This is a genomic window from Paenibacillus sp. FSL L8-0502 (assembly GCF_038593055.1).
GTDB classification, from domain to species: domain Bacteria; phylum Bacillota; class Bacilli; order Paenibacillales; family Paenibacillaceae; genus Paenibacillus; species Paenibacillus polymyxa_D.
Map to the genome: position 1 here is coordinate 1,354,326 of NZ_CP151958.1, position 20,806 is coordinate 1,375,131.

The 20,806-nt window shown below is 47.8% G+C and carries 16 protein-coding genes; all 16 read left to right on the forward strand.

All coding sequences use genetic code 11. The annotated features are described in order from the left end of the window. Position 1 precedes the first annotated feature (1 nt). The 16 genes from gltB to NSQ57_RS06120 all read left to right on the forward strand — a co-directional run bounded on the left by gltB (position 2) and on the right by NSQ57_RS06120 (position 20,804). Positions 2 to 4,600, forward strand: coding sequence for a glutamate synthase large subunit (gene gltB, locus NSQ57_RS06045; RefSeq protein WP_342425784.1), 4,599 nt, complete (start codon positions 2 to 4; stop codon positions 4,598 to 4,600). 315 nt (positions 4,601 to 4,915) lie between these two features. Further along, positions 4,916 to 6,553: an ATP-binding protein gene (locus tag NSQ57_RS06050; protein WP_029516188.1), complete on the forward strand. Its 1,638-nt coding sequence runs from the start codon at positions 4,916 to 4,918 to the stop codon at positions 6,551 to 6,553. Between the two features lie 116 nt (positions 6,554 to 6,669). After that, complete coding sequence (locus tag NSQ57_RS06055) at positions 6,670 to 7,308, forward strand: response regulator transcription factor (RefSeq protein WP_165144639.1); 639 nt, start codon at positions 6,670 to 6,672, stop codon at positions 7,306 to 7,308. A 281-nt stretch (positions 7,309 to 7,589) separates the two neighbouring features. Then, the gene (locus NSQ57_RS06060) at positions 7,590 to 8,333 is read left to right on the forward strand and encodes a Wzz/FepE/Etk N-terminal domain-containing protein (RefSeq protein ID WP_029516190.1); all 744 of its coding nucleotides are present in this window, start codon (positions 7,590 to 7,592) and stop codon (positions 8,331 to 8,333) included. Then, positions 8,317 to 8,955, forward strand: a complete 639-nt coding sequence (locus NSQ57_RS06065) for a CpsD/CapB family tyrosine-protein kinase (protein WP_342425785.1) — start codon at positions 8,317 to 8,319, stop codon at positions 8,953 to 8,955. Before NSQ57_RS06060 ends, NSQ57_RS06065 begins: the two co-directional genes overlap by 17 nt. Before the next feature lie 39 nt (positions 8,956 to 8,994). After that, positions 8,995 to 9,888, forward strand: a complete 894-nt coding sequence (galU, locus tag NSQ57_RS06070; RefSeq protein ID WP_013309151.1) for a UTP--glucose-1-phosphate uridylyltransferase GalU — start codon at positions 8,995 to 8,997, stop codon at positions 9,886 to 9,888. Between the two features lie 16 nt (positions 9,889 to 9,904). Then, positions 9,905 to 10,603 carry a sugar transferase gene (locus NSQ57_RS06075; protein WP_029516192.1) on the forward strand — a complete coding sequence of 233 codons (699 nt, stop codon included), beginning with the start codon at positions 9,905 to 9,907 and terminating at the stop codon, positions 10,601 to 10,603. Then, a complete protein-coding gene (locus NSQ57_RS06080) occupies positions 10,603 to 11,538 on the forward strand; it encodes a glycosyltransferase (protein ID WP_029516193.1) in 936 nt (311 codons plus the stop codon). Before NSQ57_RS06075 ends, NSQ57_RS06080 begins: the two co-directional genes overlap by 1 nt. Before the next feature lie 10 nt (positions 11,539 to 11,548). Continuing rightward, positions 11,549 to 12,886, forward strand: a complete 1,338-nt coding sequence (locus NSQ57_RS06085) for an O-antigen ligase family protein (protein WP_039269528.1) — start codon at positions 11,549 to 11,551, stop codon at positions 12,884 to 12,886. Between the two features lie 4 nt (positions 12,887 to 12,890). After that, on the forward strand, positions 12,891 to 13,661 hold the full coding sequence (locus NSQ57_RS06090; protein WP_013309155.1) for a WecB/TagA/CpsF family glycosyltransferase: 771 nt from the start codon (positions 12,891 to 12,893) through the stop codon (positions 13,659 to 13,661). Between the two features lie 5 nt (positions 13,662 to 13,666). Continuing rightward, positions 13,667 to 15,109, forward strand: a complete 1,443-nt coding sequence (locus NSQ57_RS06095) for an O-antigen ligase family protein (protein WP_029516195.1) — start codon at positions 13,667 to 13,669, stop codon at positions 15,107 to 15,109. A 5-nt stretch (positions 15,110 to 15,114) separates the two neighbouring features. Beyond that, the gene (locus tag NSQ57_RS06100) at positions 15,115 to 16,494 is read left to right on the forward strand and encodes an oligosaccharide flippase family protein (RefSeq protein ID WP_029516196.1); all 1,380 of its coding nucleotides are present in this window, start codon (positions 15,115 to 15,117) and stop codon (positions 16,492 to 16,494) included. Between the two features lie 22 nt (positions 16,495 to 16,516). Beyond that, a complete protein-coding gene (locus tag NSQ57_RS06105) occupies positions 16,517 to 17,356 on the forward strand; it encodes a glycosyltransferase family 2 protein (protein WP_039269533.1) in 840 nt (279 codons plus the stop codon). Further along, complete coding sequence (locus tag NSQ57_RS06110; protein WP_029516197.1) at positions 17,343 to 18,530, forward strand: glycosyltransferase family 4 protein; 1,188 nt, start codon at positions 17,343 to 17,345, stop codon at positions 18,528 to 18,530. Before NSQ57_RS06105 ends, NSQ57_RS06110 begins: the two co-directional genes overlap by 14 nt. Continuing rightward, positions 18,527 to 19,675: a glycosyltransferase family 4 protein gene (locus NSQ57_RS06115; protein ID WP_029516198.1), complete on the forward strand. Its 1,149-nt coding sequence runs from the start codon at positions 18,527 to 18,529 to the stop codon at positions 19,673 to 19,675. The genes NSQ57_RS06110 and NSQ57_RS06115 overlap by 4 nt, the downstream gene beginning before the upstream one ends. A 28-nt stretch (positions 19,676 to 19,703) precedes the next feature. Then, a complete protein-coding gene (locus NSQ57_RS06120) occupies positions 19,704 to 20,804 on the forward strand; it encodes a glycosyltransferase (RefSeq protein WP_029516199.1) in 1,101 nt (366 codons plus the stop codon). Positions 20,805 to 20,806: the final 2 nt, after the last annotated feature.

Sequence of the window (20,806 nt, forward strand, 5' to 3'; positions counted from 1 at the left end):
CATGAGACAGACAGGTTTACCACCCAAACAGGGACTATATGATCCCCAATTCGAAAAAGACGCCTGCGGCATGGGCTTTGTTGCCCACATCAAGGGAAAACCATCGCACGATATTGTAAGTCAGGCTTTGACCATGCTCGTGAATATGGAGCATCGGGGCGGTCAGGGAAGTGAACCTAACTCCGGTGACGGAGCAGGGATTATGATTCAGGTCCCTCATCTGTTTTTTCAAGAGGAAGCGGAGCGATTGGGCTTCAAATTGCCAAAGGCCGGACATTATGGCGTGGGTATGCTTTTTGTATCCAATGATCCAAAAGTTCGTGAGGTGCATGAGCAGAAGCTAAGAGATATCATCGTGGACGAAGGTCAAAATTGTTTGGGTTTTCGCGATGTTCCAACTTATGACGAAATGCTGGGTAAATCGGCAAAAGCAGCTAAACCGGGTGTGCGTCAGGTATTCATCGGTCGCAGTAGCGATTTGAAGGAAGAGTTGGACTTCGAACGGAAACTGTATGTCATTCGCAAACGTGCAGAGCTTGCTATTCGCTATAACCAAGAGGATGAGAACGGTGAGTCGTTCTATATTCCAAGTTTGTCCTGTCGCAAGGTTGTATACAAAGGAATGCTGACAACCGAGCAGGTAGGTAAATTTTATCTGGATTTGCAGGATGAGCGGGTGACATCAGCGATCGCGCTGGTCCATTCCCGTTTTAGTACGAATACGTTCCCGAGCTGGGATCGTGCGCATCCTTATCGTTTTATGATTCACAACGGTGAAATTAATACGATGCGCGGCAATGTGAACTGGATGCATGCGCGTCAGGCGCAGTTTGAAAGCGAAGCGTTTGGCGGAGACATTAAGAAGGTAAAACCCGTCATTAACCCAGATGGCTCGGATACAGCCATGTTTGATAATACGCTGGAGTTTCTGTATCTGAGCGGACGATCCCTTCCTCATGTAGCCATGATGATGGTGCCGGAGCCTTGGAACAAGCATGAAACCATGGACCCGAAGAAGCGGGCATTTTATGAATATCACAGCACTATGATGGAGCCGTGGGACGGACCTGCTGCAATGGCGTTTACAGACGGTATCCAAATCGGGGCGATTCTCGACCGCAACGGTCTGCGTCCTGCACGTTACTATGTGACCAAGGACGATCTGATCGCACTGTCTTCAGAGGCGGGTGTATTGGATATTGATCCTGAAAATGTGCTCTATAAGGATCGTCTCCGTCCGGGTCGTATGCTGTTGGTTGATACCCAAGAAGGCCGTATCGTTTCTGACGAAGAGTTAAAGGAACGTATTGCTTCCGAGGAACCTTATCAGCAATGGCTGGATGAGCACTTGGTTGATTTGGATGAGCTGCCGGAAGCACTAGAACAGCCGGAGCCTAAACATGAAAATGTAAATCAGCTTCAGCTCGCTTTTGGATATACGTTTGAAGAACTGCGCAAAATTCTGGAGCCGATGGCACTTACAGGTGCAGAACCGATTGGCTCAATGGGATACGACGCACCATTGGCGGTGCTGTCTGATCGTCCGCAACGTTTGTACAATTACTTTAAACAAATGTTCGCCCAAGTCACAAACCCGCCGATTGACGCCATTCGTGAAGAGATTGTAACGTCAACCGCAACTACGATTGGACCAGAGCGCAATTTACTGCATCCAGAACCGGAAAGCTGTCGCCAGATTCGTTTGGATTCGCCGGTGCTATCGAATGAGGAGTTTGCCAAAATTCGCCACGTGCACCGTCCAGGCTTCAAATCGATGACGATCCCGATCTTCTTTGAAGCGAAGGAAGGTGCTGAGGGCTTACGCAAGGCGCTGGAAGGATTGTTTGAGGCGGCTGACCGTGTCATTGACAAAGGTCATAACATCCTGATTTTGTCCGACCGTGGAGTGGATGCGGAGAATGCAGCCATTCCGGCGTTGCTAGCTGTTTCCAGCCTGCATCACCATTTGATTAAACAGGGTACCCGCACACGTGTAAGTATTTTGCTGGAGTCCGGCGAGCCAAGGGATGTTCACCATTATGCGGTGCTGCTTGGCTACGGTGTGAGTGCGGTTAATCCGTATCTGGCTTTTGAAACGCTGGATGTCATGATTCAGCAGGGTTTGCTGCGCGGCATCTCGCACGAAAAGGCAGTTAAAAATTATATTAAAGCGGCAACGAAGGGTGTCGTTAAAATATTGTCCAAAATGGGTATTTCCACGATTCAGTCGTACCGTGGGGCGCAAATTTTTGAGGCCGTAGGTTTAAAACAGGATTTTGTTGACCGTTATTTCACCTGGACACCTTCCCGCATTGGCGGTATTGGTCTGGAGGAAGTGACTATAGAAGCGCTGGTTCATCATAATCGTGCTTTCACCGACAAGGACGGCAACGACAAAGTGCTGGATTCGGGCGGCGAATATCAATGGCGTAACGATGGGGAAGAGCATTTGTTTAACCCGCAAACGGTGCATTTGCTCCAGCAGTCGGTTCGCTCGGGAGACTACAAGCTTTACAAGAAATACGCCAAGCTGGTACAGGGTGAATCTGAACAGTATTTGACGATTCGCTCCATGCTTCAATTGAAGCCTGCTGGTGAGCCTGTGCCGCTGGATGAAGTGGAATCCGCTGCATCCATTATGCGTCGCTTCAAGACAGGAGCCATGTCCTTTGGCTCGATCAGTCAGGAAGCGCATGAAGATATGGCGATTGCGATGAATCGGATCGGTGGCAAGAGCAATACGGGTGAAGGTGGGGAGAACCCTGCACGTTTCATACCGGATGCCAATGGTGATTCTCGTCGCAGTTCGATTAAGCAGGTAGCATCGGGCCGATTCGGTGTAACATCGAATTACTTGGTGAATGCCGACGAAATTCAGATCAAAATGGCGCAAGGCGCGAAGCCGGGCGAAGGTGGACAACTGCCAGGACGTAAGGTGTACCCTTGGGTCGCTGAGGTCCGTGGCTCTACGCCAGGAGTAGGTTTGATTTCACCACCGCCGCATCACGATATTTATTCTATCGAGGATTTGGCAGAGCTCATCTATGATCTCAAAAACGCCAATCCGCGTGCTGACATTAACGTGAAACTGGTGTCAGAGGTAGGCGTAGGTACGATTGCTACAGGGGTAGCTAAAGGCCGTGCTGACATTATTCTAGTCAGCGGTTACGACGGTGGTACAGGCGCTTCTCCGCAAGGCTCCATTCGTCATGCGGGTATGCCTTGGGAGCTGGGTCTGGCGGAGACGCATCAGACGCTGATGCTAAACAACCTGCGCGACCGCGTAGTATTGGAGACAGACGGCAAGATGCTGTCTGGCCGCGATTTGGTAGTAGCTGCCCTGTTGGGCGCGGAAGAATACGGCTTCTCTACAGCGCCGCTCGTGGCGTTGGGCTGTATTATGATGCGGGTATGCCAAATGGATACATGTCCGGTTGGTGTGGCTACGCAGAATCCGGAGCTGCGCAAAAATTATATGGGCGATCCTGCCCATGTGGTGAATTTTATGCGTTTTATTGCAGAAGATGTCCGTGGAATTATGGCGGAATTGGGCTTCCGTACGATTCAGGAAATGATTGGACGTACGGATTGCCTGGATACCGTGAACGCCGATTCGCACTGGAAGAAGAAGGGCGTAGACCTGAGCTTGCTGTTGCATGTTCCTGAGTTGGAAGAAGGTAGTGTACGTTACCGTGTACAACGCCAAAACCACGGTCTGGAAGAAACACTCGACATGCAGCAGCTCGTACCGATGGCTGCGAAAGCGTTGGAGAACGGAACGCCTGTTGAGGGTACCTTACCTATTACAAACGTGAATCGGGCGGTAGGGACGATTCTGGGCAGCGAGGTCACCCGTAAGTATGGAGCGGCGGGTCTGCCTGAGGATACGATTCGCTTTAACTTTATTGGATCGGCAGGTCAGAGCTTCGGAGCATTTATTCCGAAAGGCATCACGTTGAGCGTGGAAGGCGATAGCAATGACTATGTCGGTAAAGGGCTATCTGGCGGTAAGGTTATTGTGAAAAAGTCTCACAAAGCGACCTTTAAGGCAGAAGAGAACATTATTATCGGAAATACAGCCTTGTATGGAGCGACCAGCGGTGAAGCTTACATTAGCGGAATCGCAGGCGAGCGTTTTGCCGTTCGGAACTCCGGCGCACGTATTGTTGTTGAGGGCGTTGGAGATCATGGTTGCGAATATATGACAGGCGGACGTGTAGCTGTATTGGGTGGAACCGGACGGAATTTTGGAGCCGGAATGTCCGGAGGTATTGCATATGTCTATGACCCTGAGGGGACGTTCCTGAGCCGTTGTAATCTGGAAATGGTGTTGCTGGAAGGTGTGGAAGAACCTACAGAAGCAGCGGAGTTGCGCGGCTTGATTCAACGCCATGTCACTTACACGGGTAGTGAAGCGGGACAACGTATTTTGGATGATTGGCAGACTGCGATTCAGCAGTTTGTACGAGTAATTCCAAAGGATTACAAGCGTATGGTTGAACAGATTCAAAAAGAAGAGGCAACTGGTTTGAGCGGAGATGAAGCTCTATTGGCAGCATTTGAAGCCAATATGCGTGAATTAGCACGTGCCGGGGGCTAAAATGTAGACTACCAGGTTCACTAAAAAAGGACTCGCTGAATACCGCTGTGATAATCACAGTGGTACCAGCAAGTCTTTTTTAGGTCGCTAAAATGTGATTTATTTCCTTGACAAACGTCATAAATTCTGACATTACCCCCAAAATGTTTTCCTGAAACGGTAAATATGTTATAAAAAGTACCAAATTTTTTGGAATGTAACCGTTTACGTAAGAGTTTATGTCTTGTTATTTATTTTTGGATTGGTTATGATTTTTTAGAGTACACAAACCTAATATGCCCATCGTCCCTTCAAAACACAGAATAGGGTGACAGGATGAAGTTGAGGAAGTCAGCAGAAGACAAAATGATTTTTCTATACCGTTATGTATCACTATCTTTAACGTCACTTGTTTTTCTGTTCGAATCATCTAGATTAATCGTGTGGCAGAAGCTGTTACTGATTGGTTTTCTATTTTTATCCGTTACAGCATTTACTTGGATTTACCGTAAATACAGACTTCATGATATGGTATTGAAATGTAGCATTGCACTAGAAACAGCAGGGATCATTTTGTTGTTATTCCCGACCGGAGGGATAAATAGCCCGTTCAAATGGTATGTGATTACTCCCATGCTGGTAGCTTGTGCTCATCTATCTATGAGGTACAGCTGGACGCTCCTACTTTCTTATATCGGTTTGGTGCTTACATTTTGTTATATCTTTTTTACACCAGGTCAATATTTTTTGTGGGATCTTATATTGCAGAACATTAATTTGTTTCTGGTATTGATCGTAACCACGATGGCAATGCAGGTTATCGGCGTCATGAAGGACGAACTGAAGGTGGCTAAAGAACAAGCCAATGAGACGATGGATCATATCAAGTCGATTTACCACATCATGGAGACGACCAGCCATAATGAGGCATTAAATCTGGGTCAGGTCATCTCGGATTACACTGTCAAGCTTACCAAGCAGAGCCGTGCATTTTTCTGGCTGGATAGTCAGGAGGAGGATGCACCGGCAAGCAGCCAGACAGGCTGGACGGTGGAGGAGGAAGAGCAGCTATTCGAGGAACTGGAGAATTACCGGGAGGAGTTCAGGGAAGAACGCGAACCATTTTTCAGACATCTGCCAGAATGGGGCGACTTTCTCATGATCACCGTACCGATGACGACCCGCTTTGTAGCGACGATTGGCCTCAAGCTGGGACCGGATCAAAGTCTGACAGGAAGACGCTGGCTCGTGCAACAACTGATATTCTTGGCTGAGCTGAGTGCTGTGTTTTTGGAGCGCTATGAGCTGGAGCGTATTGAGAATCAATTGATTGTGACGAATGAGCAGAACCGGATTGCAAATGAAATGCATGACAATGTTTCTCAGAGCCTTTTTGGTATTGTGTACGCAACGCATTCTCTCCGGCAAACCTGGTGTCATCAGCCAAAGGAGCAGGTGGAGGAGCAAATTGATCTAATTCAGCAATCTGCCAACCAAGCGGTTAGAGAGCTGAAAGGAGCGATTCATAGTCTAAGCTCGAAAAAAAGCGGAGGCTCAACTTGGTTAGGGACGGTGAAAAGTCATCTGCATACACTATCCAAGCTGAATCATGTACAAATTGATTTTGACATTCATGGTGATCATTATTCACTTCCGTATTTGTACCAAAAGGCTTTGTTCCGCATCATTTCCGAAGCGGCGGGGAACGCAATCCGTCATGGATTGGCCAAGCGAATTGATGTGAAGTTAAAATTGACGCCCCAAGTGATTAGACTGTCTATTCATGACGACGGAGTAGGGTTTGAGACGGCGAGAATGGTAGCAGGAGGTGAGGCGGTCAGTGCAGGCGGGGGCCTGGGCATGATGAATATGGAATATTTAGCTCAATCGATGGGAGGCGAATTTGATATTTCAAGTCGAATCGGAGAAGGAACACAGATCCGATTGTCCATTCCGGTAAATGCTTATGAATGAGGATTTTGCAAAATTCTCGAATAAAATGTGTGAACATTCTGCAATACAAAATCTGCGGTAACAATCGGATACATAGGGATTATGCAAATCCTGAACTGTAGACAGGAGGCCGAATCATGAAAATTGTCATTGTCGATGATCATCCTTTAGTACGGAAAGGACTCGCTGCGGTTATATCCATGCAGCCCAATGTTCAGTTTGCGGGAGAGGCCCAGAATCAACAGGAAGCACTTGTGGTGATTGAGGAAACGGATCCGGATCTGGTGCTGCTGGATTTGAAACTAGCTGATGAATCAGGGCTGGATATTATCAAGATAGCGCGCGGACGTGGTTTCAGAAGTAAATTTATTTTGCTGACCTCTTCCGCAACACGTGAAGATTTTCTGAAAGCAGAGGAAGCTTCCGTGGACGGTTATGTGCTTAAGGAAGCGTTGCCTGAGGAACTAATTTACGCGATTCATCTTGTCAACAAAGGACGCAAATATTATGATCCGGCTATTCTCGAAAACAAGCTGCGTGAAGATGCGGGCAATCTGACGGACGACCTGACGCCAAAGGAAAAGGAAGTGCTGGTCGAGTTGGGACAAGGAGCTTGCAATCGTGAAATTGCATCCCGATTATTTATCAGTGAGTTTACAGTCAAAAAGCATGTCAGTCAGATCCTGGCCAAGCTGCGGCTGGCGGATCGCACGCAGGCAGCGTTGTATGCCAATGCCATTGGTCTGGCGAAGTACGAGCCAACAAACATTGTATGATGCGCTGACTCTATAAGTTGCATTGCACTTTCATATGCGAGTGGAATGAAAAGCCTCAAAATCACCAATTTTTGTGATTTTGAGGCTTTTTTCGATTTCTTTTTCCATAATCAACAATGTATGGTACAAAAGTATACCATGCCGTATCCGAAAGTATACATTTCCCTCCCCCTGTAGTGAGGGAGAAAGTGCCATTCGGTTCCATGTCGTTCACAGAGCCAATTGTTACAATAAAGTCATACTTAAATATGAAGAGAAATTGTATAGGAGGGAGGATTTTTGTGGAGAAAACCATTTTGGATTATCTAGTCCTGATTAAAAGAAGATTGTGGCTGATTGCGATTTTTGTCATTCTCTCATGTGTAACAACATACTTTGTGAGCGACAATGTCGTGAAGCCAGTCTACTCCGCTTCAAGCCAACTGCTGGTTAATCATATTTCCGCCAAGCAGGGGAGCAACAATCTGAACGACGTCAACACAAGTCTTAATTTGGTGGAAAGCTACAAGCAAATTCTCACTTCACCTAAAATTATGGACGCTGTTGTAGCGACTCATCCCGAATTCGGTTTGACACAGCAGAAGTTGGCAGAAAAGCTGCAGATTAAATCCTCGGATAAAAGTCAGGTTATCGGTTTGACGTTTGAGGCAGGGAGCTATCCACAGGCCGCAGCGGTTGTAAACGCGGTTACCCAGAAATTCGTACAGACGGTTCCGGGATTGATGGAATTGAATAATGTAAAAATTTTAAATGAAGCGGATCCTCAGGCCAATCCTGACCCGATTAATGGGAACCCGCTCATGAATATTGCGATTAGTTTTCTCGTATCGCTGATGATTGCATTGGGCACGATTGTGTTCCTGGAAAGCATTAACGGCACGCTGCGCTCGGAAAAAGAGGCAGACGCAGACATCGGTATTCCGGTAATTGCATCGATTCCAGTCATTCGCAAGAAGGACATCGATGGAGCAGCTGGAAATTCCAAAGAACGGGTAGGGGAGCGTAAATATGCTGCGATTGAATGACATGTTGATTACAGAAAGTAATCCATCATCGTATATCTCGGAATCATTTCGATCCCTCCGTACATACATTCGGCAGCAGGTGATTGGACAAAAGGACCGTGGGACGGTTCTATTGTTGACCTCGCCGGAAAGCGGAGCGGGTAAAACAACACTGCTCGCCAACATCGGAGTTTCTTTTGCACAAGAAGGCAAGAAGGTGGCTCTGGTGGATTGCAATCTGCATAAGCCAGCGCTGCACGAGATATTCGGAATGGAGAATGCCGGAGGTCTATCGGCTTATTTGCGCGGTGGGGCTTCTTCCAAGTCTATCGTTAGGCATGGTGGCCTGGAGCTATCGGTTGTTCCCGGTGGAGACACCCTGTACAACGCAGCGGATCTGCTCGGTAGCGAACGTATGGCTGAGCTGCTGGAAGAGCTCAAACGTGAATATGACATCATCTTACTCGATTCAGCTCCGGCGCTGAATTATACGGATGCCCGCCTGATTGCAGGCTTGACAGATGGTGTGATTCTCGTTGCTAAACATGGTCGTACCAAACGGGAAGATCTGCGCAAAACAAAGCAACTCATGGAGCAGGCCAGTGCGACGCTGGTTGGAATTGTGATGAATCAGGTGAAGTAAGCAACACCAAAATTCGATGAAGCAAGGAGAATGAGTGCGATGACGAAAAGAGTGAAAAAGGCCATTATTCCAGCAGCAGGGTTAGGTACGCGCTTCCTCCCTGCCACCAAAGCGATGCCTAAGGAAATGCTTCCAATTATCAACAAGCCTACGATTCAATATATCGTGGAAGAAGCGATTGCTTCTGGTATTGAGGACATTATTATCGTTACGGGTAAAGGCAAACGTGCCATTGAGGATCACTTTGACAACGCATTTGAGCTGGAGTCAAAACTGCTCGAGGACGGTAAGCTGAAGCTTCTGGAGGAAGTACAGCGTTCTTCGGGAGTGGAAATTCACTACATTCGCCAAAAAGAACCCAAAGGTCTTGGACATGCGGTATGGTGCGCAAGACGCTTTATCGGGGACGAGCCGTTTGGTGTGCTGCTGGGCGATGATATCGTAACAGGTCAGAAGCCTTGCCTACGCCAGCTGATGGATCAGTATGAGGAAACACAAAATTCGGTTATCGGTGTGCAGCGGGTACCGCAGGAATTTACGAACCGGTACGGCATCATTGAACCGGATCAGCAGGACGGACGCTTGTACCGAGTGAATAATTTTATAGAAAAACCAGCTCCAGGCACAGCGCCATCCGATTTGGCTATTATGGGTCGCTACGTGTTCTCACCGAAAATTTTCAAATATCTTGATCTTCAGGAAAAAGGAGCTGGCGGCGAAATTCAGTTGACGGATGCGATCCAAAAGCTGAATCAGAGTGAGCGTGTGTACGCCTATGATTTTGAAGGCACACGCTATGACGTAGGTGAGCGTCTTGGATATATTTTAACCACACTTGAATTTGCACTTGCCAGCGATGATTTGAAGTATCCGGTTATGGAGGCTATGAATGAATGGTTGAAAAAGACCGAGAAAGCAACCACGGCAGGTTGAGAGGGGGTACGTCAGCATGAGCATGGAAAATTTACCGGAGGACGGCGAGGCTGTCATGTCAGGTAAAGCGTTTTACATGCCATACGGAAATACACAAGTTCAGGATAAAACGTCCTACCTGGTCACAAAACGCCTCCTTGATATGCTGCTGTCGTTCGTAGGCTTGATCGTCTTGCTTCCGCTTTTTGTAGTGGTAGGCGTATTGATTAAGCTCGAAGACCCAAAGGGAAGCGTGTTTTTCAAGCAAACTCGGGTGGGCAAGAATGAGAAGTTATTCGATATGTATAAATTCCGTTCAATGGTGTCCAATGCTGAGGAATTGAAAAAGGACTTGATGGAGCTGAATGAAGTGAGCGGCGCCATGTTCAAAATTAAAAACGATCCTCGGATCACGAAAATTGGTAGTTTTCTGCGCAAGACGAGTATTGATGAGATTCCGCAGCTGTGGAACGTGTTGGTCGGCGACATGACTTTAGTCGGTCCGCGTCCGCCGTTGCCCAGCGAGGTCGAGCAATATTCCGATTATGATAAGCAACGCCTGATTGTAACACCGGGATGTACGGGTTACTGGCAGGTGAGCGCACGTAACAGTGTAGGCTTCGAAGAAATGGTGCAAATGGATTTGAAGTATATTCATGTACGCAATACGTGGCTCGATTTGAAAATCATCATGAAAACAGGCGTTAAAATGCTGTTCTCCAAGGATGCTTATTGATGGATGCATTCAAGCGATGTCCCGCAGTATCCGTCGTTATTTGCACCTATAACCGGGCGGATCTGCTGGAAAAAACGTTAATGTCCCTGCTGGAGCTGGAAGACCTTGCACTGGCTGAGATCATTGTGGTCGATAATCGGTCCACCGATCATACAGCGGCGACGATCAAAAGGTTCACTGTCGCCCATGGTCAGAATATCCATCTCCGATATCATTATGAGCGAGAGCAAGGACTGTCTGCTGCTCGTAATGCAGGCATTACGTTATCAAGAGCGGAAGTCATTGCTTTTCTCGATGATGATGCAATTCCGTGTGTTACATGGTTGCAGACGATTATGTCAGCATTCGGGAACAATCCTGAGCTGACGGCTATGGGTGGGAAAATTGACCCTATGTTTGAGACGGAACGACCGGGTTGGCTGACAGGCCCGCTTGAACTGCCTTACACGATTATTGATCTGGGCAAAGCCATTCGTGAATATCCGTCGGGACTGAATCCATTTGGAGCGAATATGGCGATGCGTAAAACGGCTTTTGCCGCTGTTATGTTCCCGCTTCATCTAGGCAGAAAGGGAGATATCCTTCTATCTGGTGAAGAATCGTGGGTATTCGAGCAAATCCGTAAAAATGGTGGAACGATTATGTATCATCCACACATGTCTGTGGAACATTTTGTGCCGGCTTCACGGTTAACAAAAGAATGGATCATGAACCGCTACTATTGTCAGGGCATGTCTAACGCTGCTCAGGCCGTAGGTCTGCGCGGCAACGCGATGCTGATGGCGAAGACGGCAGCCAAAGTGTTATACATCACTTTGGATTCCCTGCTGGCGCGTAGTGAGGGTAGGAAGCTGTTGAACCGGTGCAGGCTTGAAAGTATCCGTGGGACGCTGGATACACTGCGCAACCGGAAAAGCGAGTCAGCTGCGGGGTGAAAGATGGAACATGAGTAACTATCCTTGGACTACTAGAATAAACACCATACAGCATGTTTTTATTTTTCTACTGGGCGCTCTTGCTGTAGGAATTGCGGCTACCTATCAGCCGGTGGTCAGTATTGCGGCGGTATGTTTACTGCTCTTGCTGGCTGTTTCTATCCATCATCCGGAGCGCATCAGCTATGCTGTTTTGCTAAGTACAGCAGTCTCAGTCGATTCTCTGTATCAGGGCGGCGTGTTCGGTATTGAGATTTTGTCATTGTACAAATTGGGCATTTTGGCTCTGCTGGTGCCGTGCATGCTCGTGTATGGCATACGTCTCAAGTTCAGCTATCCGGTCTGGGCATTGGTGATCATGCTGGGGATCACATTTGGATTTTCAGCATGGATGCCTTTGTTAACGACCTCGATTGCCGTCAAGGCGTTCGTCGGTTTATCACTCCCTTTCTTTTTTTTACTGATCCAGTGGAAAAAGGATGTGGCAGAAAAGCATATCCGACTGATCAGTCTGTTGCCAATTATTAGTGTGGTCATTGGGCTGGGTTTGCAGGTTCTAGGGCTGCATTCGTTTACGGATGTGGAATTTACGGGCGCAGTCAGAGTACAAGGAGCGAATATACCGCCGCATCTGGCAATGCTCTCCTTTCTCGGAATTGCCGTCTCTCTAATTGAGGTCAAGCGCAAACCCAAGCAAGCCGCTTTTTATTACACAGTGTTGGCACTGAACTTTTTGATTCTGATCGCCACCGGTACACGTGGACCGATTCTGGCATTGTTATTAATGTTTGCTGTGTATCTGTTTGATATTGCCCGTCAGTACCTCAAGGGGAAAGTCAATTATTTGCTACCGCTGGCCGGATCGTTTTTGGTTGCTCTGGGGGCGGTGGCCCTGCAATGGAACAATTTAAAAAAACGCTCCTTCGAACGGGAGACCGATACAGGCATTGACCTGTCGGGACGCTCGGAGGCATGGGAATATTTTTTGAACAGAGTACATGATTACCCTTGGTCAGGTAGAGGTCTTGGCGCGGTAACGGTTGCGAACGACGGGACGTTATTCAATGGTTTCGTTGTACCGCATAATGAGTATATTCGCTTTTATTTTGACACGGGATATATCGGTTGCGGGCTATTAATGCTTTCATTGCTGATCGTGTTCGCTCTCATTTACCGGTCGCTTGCCAAGTCTATCAAACCTTATTTTGCAAGCTTAATTGCAGGCTTTCTGATCTACTCGTTTTCAGATAATACGTTGTCGACGGTTCAGATGATTATTCCATTTTGCTGGTATTTAAACGCGTTATACCAGACATCTACTCAAACCGATTTTCGCAAAGAGAAGTGATACGATGAGCAGAGTGAACATGTTCGATGTCAACTTTGATAATTACGATTTTAATGATCTACTCGAATTTATAGATACTTCTATTGAACATCAGCGTCATTCCTACATTTTGACCTGTAATGTCGATCATGTGATCAAGCTTCGCAAGGATGATGAATTCCGCAAGGTGTATTCAGATGCCGGAGCTGTAGTGGCCGATGGGATGCCTATCATATGGGCGTCCAAGTTACTGAAAAAGCCCCTCAAACAAAAAGTGTCCGGGTCAGATTTGTTCACTCGGTTGGGGGAGGCTTTTGAGGATCGAGGCTATCGTTTATTTTTTCTGGGTGCAGCTGACGGTATTCCTGAGAAGGCTATGCTCAATCTCCAGGAATCTTATCCGAACATGAACGTGGTGGGCTGTTACTCTCCTTCTTATGGATTTGAGAAAAACGAAGAGGAGAACAGACACATTGTCCAATTGCTGCAAGAGGCTCGCCCGGACATCGTTTTTGTTGGTGTAGGCGCACCTAAACAGGAAAAATGGATTTACAGATATTATGAGACTTACCGCGCTCCGATTTCGATTGGGGTGGGAGCGACCTTTGATTTCCTGTCGGGAAATGTGAAAAGAGCACCGGAGCTGATGCAGAAGACGGGATTTGAATGGTTCTGGAGATTGTCTCAGGAGCCTAAACGATTGTGGAAAAGATATTTGATTGAGGATTCCCAATTTCTCGTTCTGCTGTTTAAGGAGATGTTCAAGCGGAAGCGGATGAAGGGAGGTCAGGGGTGAGAAACATGAGTCGGTTGGCAGATCAGCAGATTTCCGTTTGGCTAGGAAATCGGCGTGGAATCGGCATGATCGGCATGGGGTTGCTGGCTTGTATGCTGCCACTCGCCATCGGATTTGCCAGCGCCAAGATGAATCCCACCATGAGCCAGCAGGGAGCCATATTGCTGGCGCTCGTTTTTCCGGCCTTCCTGCTGGCGATCTTGCAATCCCGGCTACTGATTCCTTACACGCTGGTAGTGTGGGCAGTAGGCCCGGAAATCCGCCGTATTGCGGATTGGTTGGAGGGAACCTACCACTCGGTTTCCTTGTTGAGTGTGGCACCGCTGCTGGTAAGCAGCATGTTGATTATTCCTGTGCTGCGGGGTATTCATCTGGCGGAAAAGCCATTAACCCGAATTGCTGTATTTTTCGGCATAGAATTGGCCTACGGAAGTGTCGTCGGGGTATTCAAAAATGGTATTGTTTTTGCTTATGATTTAGCCAATTATGTGGTTCCTTTGATCCTATTGCCATATTTTGCGATTAAGCCTATGAAAGCGAAGGAACTGGACCGACTGCTGTATTCATATGCCAACATTGCTGTTCTTGTGGCGATTTACGGCATTATTCAGTATTTGACAGTTCCTCCTTGGGATGCGTTTTGGATGAATCATGTAGAAATGAATTCCATTGGTGTTCCAGAACCGCTTCAAATCAGAGTGTTTTCTTCCATGAACTCGCCCGGTCCGTGCGCTATTTTCCTGGCGATGGCACTTGTACCCATGCTAATGGAAAAACGGTGGCGTGGCACTTTGGGATGGATCGGAATTCTGCTGACGGTCGTTTGTCTCTTAATCACGCTGGTACGTTCAGCCTGGCTAATTGCATTCGTCATGTTGCTGGCTTATATTCTCAGTTCATCTTCCAAGGGGAAGTGGAAGACCTTGGTTCAACTAGCTGTCGTCGGTCTTCTTCTCTACATTATTGTTCCAAAACTTCCAGGGGCAGAGGGTTTGGTGGCTCGTATGCAGACGCTGACGGATATTCAACAGGATCATTCGTACAACGAGCGTTTGGATTTACTGCATACGATGCTTCCGGCGATTACTAGCAATCCAGTCGGGCAGGGGATCGGGAGTGTAGGAATCGGAACCAAGCTTGATAACGGCGGCGATCTCGGTGAACTTGGGATTATGGATAATGGGTATATTGCCATTTTCCTCACCTTCGGTATTTTCGGAGCCTTCTTTTTCTTCGGTGGTCTGTTCGTTATCATCAAGCGCCTTCTCGTCCGTATTGCCGAACGAGATTCCAGTCAGCCTTATATCAGACTGGCGTTGGCTACGTGGGCTGGAGCTGTAGCCAGTCTCATATCGGATAATGGTTTCCCGGGTATGCGCGGCTATCTGATCTGGATGATGATCGGAATAGGACTATGGGCAAAAGATGTCATCGCGGAAAGAAGGTAAAGGCTGTGCAAAACTTACAAGCATTATCCGCACCTGTCCGGACACTATGGTCCACAGTGATTCGGTTTGCCAAAAGCAAGGATAACAGCTCTGCAGCAGTAAAAACGATGATATTCAGTATGCTGATTCTCGTCGTGAACATGCTGACTGGTGTGCTAACGGCACGATTCCTGGGTCCTACTGGACGCGGGGAACAGACAGCGATGGTGAACTGGTCTCAATTTCTCGCCTTCTGCATGAGCTTCGGTGTCCCTTCTGCATTGATTTACAATGCGAAAAGGAAACCGGAGGAAACGGGCAAGCTGTATGGTTTGGCCTTGTTGCTGGCTACCATGTTCGGGGGCTTGGCGACACTCGTCGGAGTATTTCTAATTCCTTATTGGCTGCGCTCTTTTTCTTCATCGGTCATCCTTTTCGCGCAGTGTTCCATGATGATGTGTCCGCTCATAGCGATTTCACAGATCAATAATGCATTGCTTCAAGTTCGCTCGGAATATAAGCAGTACAATTTATTCCGGTATCTGGTACCGCTAAGTACGTTGCTGGGTCTGGCGATTCTGATCCTAACCGGAAATATGAATCCGTACACCTCGGCATTGGCTTATTTACTACCAGGCTTGCCGATTTATATCGGTGTCACGATACGAATGATTCGGCTGTACAAACCCAAGGTAAAGAACAGCTGGACGCAATTTAAAAATCTCTTTACCTACGGTATGGGTTCATACGGAAATGATCTCATGGGGCAGGTTTCCACTTATATTGATCAGATTTTGATTGCGGGTCTGCTCAGACCCGCTGATCTCGGTTTATATGCAGTAGCGGTCAGCTTGGCCAGGATGGTGAATGTATTTTCTACCTCGATCATTGTCGTGCTGTTTCCCAAAGCCTCTGGTCTGAATAAGGAAGAGGCGGTGGACATAACATTTCGGGCATTTCGAGTGACATCAACAGCAACCTTTCTGGCTGCGATGATGCTGATGCTGATTGCTCCGTTCGTATTTACATTGTTATATGGTCAAGAGTTTAAACAAGCGCTTACGGTATTCCGGTTCCTTGTGCTTGAGGTTGCTATCAGTGGAGGGACCATGGTGCTGGCACAACAATTTATGGCGTTGGGTAAGCCCAAACTGGTTACCATTCTACAGGGTGTCGGATTGGCGCTCGTCATTCCATTGCTGTCCATACTCGTGCCGAGATATGGATTGACGGGTGCAGGGATAGCAATGCTGTCTTCGGGGATTCTACGGTTCATTTTCATTTTATGTAATGTTAAATTCGTTCTAAAAATGAAGATTCCAAGACTGCTTATTTCCAAACAAGATTTTCAATGGCTCCGATCAACGATGTCACACTACATCCGGAAAAAGCCAGTTAACGGTTAGATAAAGAAGGAGGCACCCGCTAATGAACCACATGTCTAGCGTTCCCGCGGACAACCGGATATCCGTAGTTATTATCGCTCAGGATGATGGCACTCGAATCACAGCCGCCATTAAATCCTGCAAGCCCTTTGCGGACGATATCGTCGTCATTGACGGAGGGAGCAAGGACAATACGATTCAGGTAGCTGAATCCTTGGGCTGTCGGGTGTTTTCTAACCCGTGGCCCGGTTATGCCAAGCAGCGCATGTTTGGTGTTGAAAAAGCGGAATTTGATTGGATATTCCTGATTGATACGGACGAAGTAGTGGATGCAGAGTTGCTTGGAGATTTGTTGAAAGTAAAAGAAACGCTCCACGATCCGGCCAAAGCATATTCCGTATTTCGGATTGGTGATTTTCTCGGCAAATGGATGAATAAAGGCGAATATCTGGTTCGTTTGTACAATCGTCGTATTTATGGCATTACGAATAGTCTTGTTCATGAAATGCCGGATGTAGCCTCTTCCCAGATTGTCAATCTGGAGGGTGTGTTATGGCACTACGGCTTCCGCAGCATCAGTGATCATATGACCCGTTTTAATAAATATACAGATCTGGAAGCAGAGACGGCGTTTAACAAAGGAAGATCCTTTCGGATGACCAGACTGTTGTGGCGGCCTCCTGCCCGCTTTGTGCAGAAGTATTTTGTCCAAGGCTTATACCGCAAGGGATTGGCGGGTTTTGCCGTAGCCGTTTTCTGGGTGATGTATGAGTTTCTCGTCTGCTTCAAGCATTATGAGCTAACCAAGCGGCGAAAAAAGATAGAAATCGTGGATGACGGACATACCGAGCAGAAAGGAGAAACCAGCTATGTCGTACAATAACGGATTTCGTATTGCGGCAACGGGGTTGAGCTGGCCGTCTTTGCAGCCAGGAGGCCTCAACACATATTTCCAATCGATCTGTGAGCAGCTTACGTTAGAGCGCAATACGTTGGATGCTCTAATCTGTAGTGACGAGCAGCCGCAAGCACCCGACCGTATTCGGATTCATACGATTGGCAGCAAGCAGCAATCCATCTGGAAGCGCCGGGAGCTAATGCAAAAATATGCAGCAGAGTTGTTCGACAAGCAACCGATGGATATATTGTATTCCCATTTTGCTCCCTATAGTGTCGGGCCAGCGCTGGAGGCGAAAAAAAGAGGAATCCCGGTAGTTACCACCTTTCACGGACCGTGGACGGAGGAAATGAAGATTGAAGGACAGGGTATCAAGCATTTTCTAAAAACGACGTTGGCTAAATCCATTGAAATGAAGGCCTACGGTCTGTCGGATAAATTTATAGTGCTAAGCGAGACTTTTCGGGATATTTTGCATGAGCACTATAAGGTTCCACTCAGCAAAATTCACATTATTCCCGGAGCGGCGAATGTAGAAAGGTTCCACCCAGCAGAGGATCGGGGAGCAGTACGAGAGCGTCTGAATTTGCCGCAAAACGCGACGATTGTGCTAACCGTTCGTCGTCTTGTTAATCGAATGGGACTGCTACAGCTACTCGAAGCATGGAGACGAGTAACCGAGCGTCATCCTGATCATCTGCTGCTGATTGGAGGGAAGGGCCCCTTGATGGAGGAATTGGCTTCCAAGGTAGCGGAATACAATCTTCATAACCATGTAAGGCTGCTCGGTTATGTGTCGGATGAGGAGCTTCCACTGTACCACCAAGCATCGAATTTGTTCGTCGTACCTACACAGGCGCTGGAAGGTTTCGGTCTGATCACGGTGGAGGCAATGGCTTCGGGACTGCCAGTGCTGGCCACTCCTGTGGGCGGTAGCAAGGAAATTTTAAGGGGATTCCGTCCCGAGCTATTGTTCCAGGGAACGGACAGTGAAGCCATTGCTGAAGGGTTGCTGCGTGTGCTGGATCATCGTGAACTTCTACCGAATGCAAGGGAATGCCGGGACCATGTCCTGAGCAGATATACATGGGGACATGTAGCGGAGCAGGTGGAAGAGGTGTTCCGACAGGTCCTTGACAGAAAGGCGGCGGCGAAATGATGAGAGTAGCTTATATTGACCATACGGCAAGATGGAGCGGCGGCGAAGTCGCTTTGTATAACATACTGACGAATATCGGGGAACATATCGACCCGCTCGTTATTTTGGCAGAGGAGGGCGATTTGGCAGATCGGCTTCGGCAGCGTGATATTGATGTGCGCATCGTTCCATTGGACGATTCGATTCGCAATCGGGGACGGAACGCCGTGAATCTAGGTGCGCCTGCAGCAGCTTTTCGTTTGCTGGCATACGGTAGAAAACTTGCGCCCTTGCTGCGTGAGGAAAAGGTCGTGTGCGTTCACACGAACTCGCTCAAGTCTGCACTGTATGGTACAGTAGCTGCCAAATCGGCGAAGCTACCCTTGATCTGGCATATCCGTGATCACATCGGTCCGCCGTATCTGAAGCCGATTGTAGCCAAAGGGATTCGGCTGATGTCCCGCTTTTTGCCCAACGGAGTGATTGCCAATTCCAAGTCCACGCTGAGTGCATTGGAGTTACCCCCGGACAAAAAGACGCTCGTCGTTTATTCCGCTTTTGCCAAAGCAATTACAGCACGTGACACGGCTGCGCATTCACGTGGTGATGACTCGTTTAACGTCGTATTGGTCGGCAGATTGGCGGAATGGAAGGGACAACATATTTTACTGGAAGCGGCACGTTCCTTTTTACCAGATCAGCGCGTGAAATTCTGGCTGGCTGGAGATGCATTGTTCGGAGAAGAGGAATACAAGCAACGATTAGAGTCCACGATGCGCGAATACGGGTTGGCTAATGTCAATCTGCTGGGGCACGTCGATGACATTCAAGGCCTGATGCAGCGTTGTGATTTACTGATTCATACCTCTATTACACCAGAACCATTCGGTCAGGTCATTATTGAAGGCATGGCTGCTGGTCTCCCAGTGATTGCTTCCAATGAGGGTGGACCCAAGGAAACGGTGGTACCCCATGAAACCGGGCTACTTATTGAACCGGGTGACCCGGCTAAGCTGGAAGAAGCCATCCGCTGGATGTTGGAGCATCCACAGGAACGTCAGCAGATGGGTGAGAGAGGGATGGAACGGGTCAAGAAGCATTTTGTCATCGAGAACACAGTTAAGGATATAGTTCATTACTATAAGGGTTTGTTGGCAGGAGTCTGACCGACATTCGCGTTAAAGGATGATTTAGATGAAAATAGCGATAGCACACGATTACTTAATCCAAATGGGCGGAGCGGAAAGGGTAGTAGAGGTATTCCACGATATGTATCCGGAGGCTCCTATCTTCACAACGGTGTTCAGCGACGACCGCCTGTCGCGTAACTTGAAAGATGCGGATATTAGAGCCACTTGGCTACAAAAAGTCCCAGGAGTGAAGGCCAACTTCAAAGGAGTGCTGCCGCTATATCCCATCGCTATCCGTGATTTTGATTTTAGGGATTTCGATATTGTTTTAAGCTCCAGCAGTGCATTTATGAAAAGCATCCAGGTACCCAAACATACGTTTCACATTTGTTATTGTCACACACCGATGCGGTTTGCCTGGGATTACGATACATATATGGCCCGGCAGTCCAAATCCAACCTGCTCAAAAACATGCTAAAGCTGTACATGAACCGGTTGAAAACATGGGATGCCAAAACTTCGCGCAACGTAGACCAGTTTGTCGCCAACTCTTCGGTTGTTAAAAGAAGAATTTTGCACTATTACCAAAGGGATTCGGATGTCATTTTCCCACCTATTAATACATCCCGTTTTAAACGCGCTACAAACATCGGTGACTATTACCTGATCGTATCCCGATTGGTGTCCTACAAGCGCATCGATCTCGCGATCGAAGCATTCAAACGTAACGGTCTCAAGCTGCGCATTGTGGGTGAAGGACCAGATCGTAAACGACTCGAAGGTATGGCTGCCCCGAACATTGAGTTCCTCGGCAGGCTTGAGGACGAAGAGGTTAACAAGCTGATGGCAGAATGCCGAGCGCTCGTTTTTCCGGGCGAAGAGGACTTCGGTATTACGCCTTTGGAGGCGAATGCGGCCGGACGGCCTGTTATCGCTTTTCAGGGTGGGGGAGCGCTGGATACGATTGTTCCTCATGTGAACGGCGTATTTTTCCGCAAGCATCAAGTAGAGGATGTGCTAGAGGCCGTCGCAAAGGTCGAGCAGCATGCATGGAATGTGGACGATATCATTACCCATGCCCGCAAATTTGATGAAGATAACTTCAAGGATCAACTAAAAAAGTATGTAGAACAAGCCTATGTGAACTTTCTAAAAGGAGGATGAAC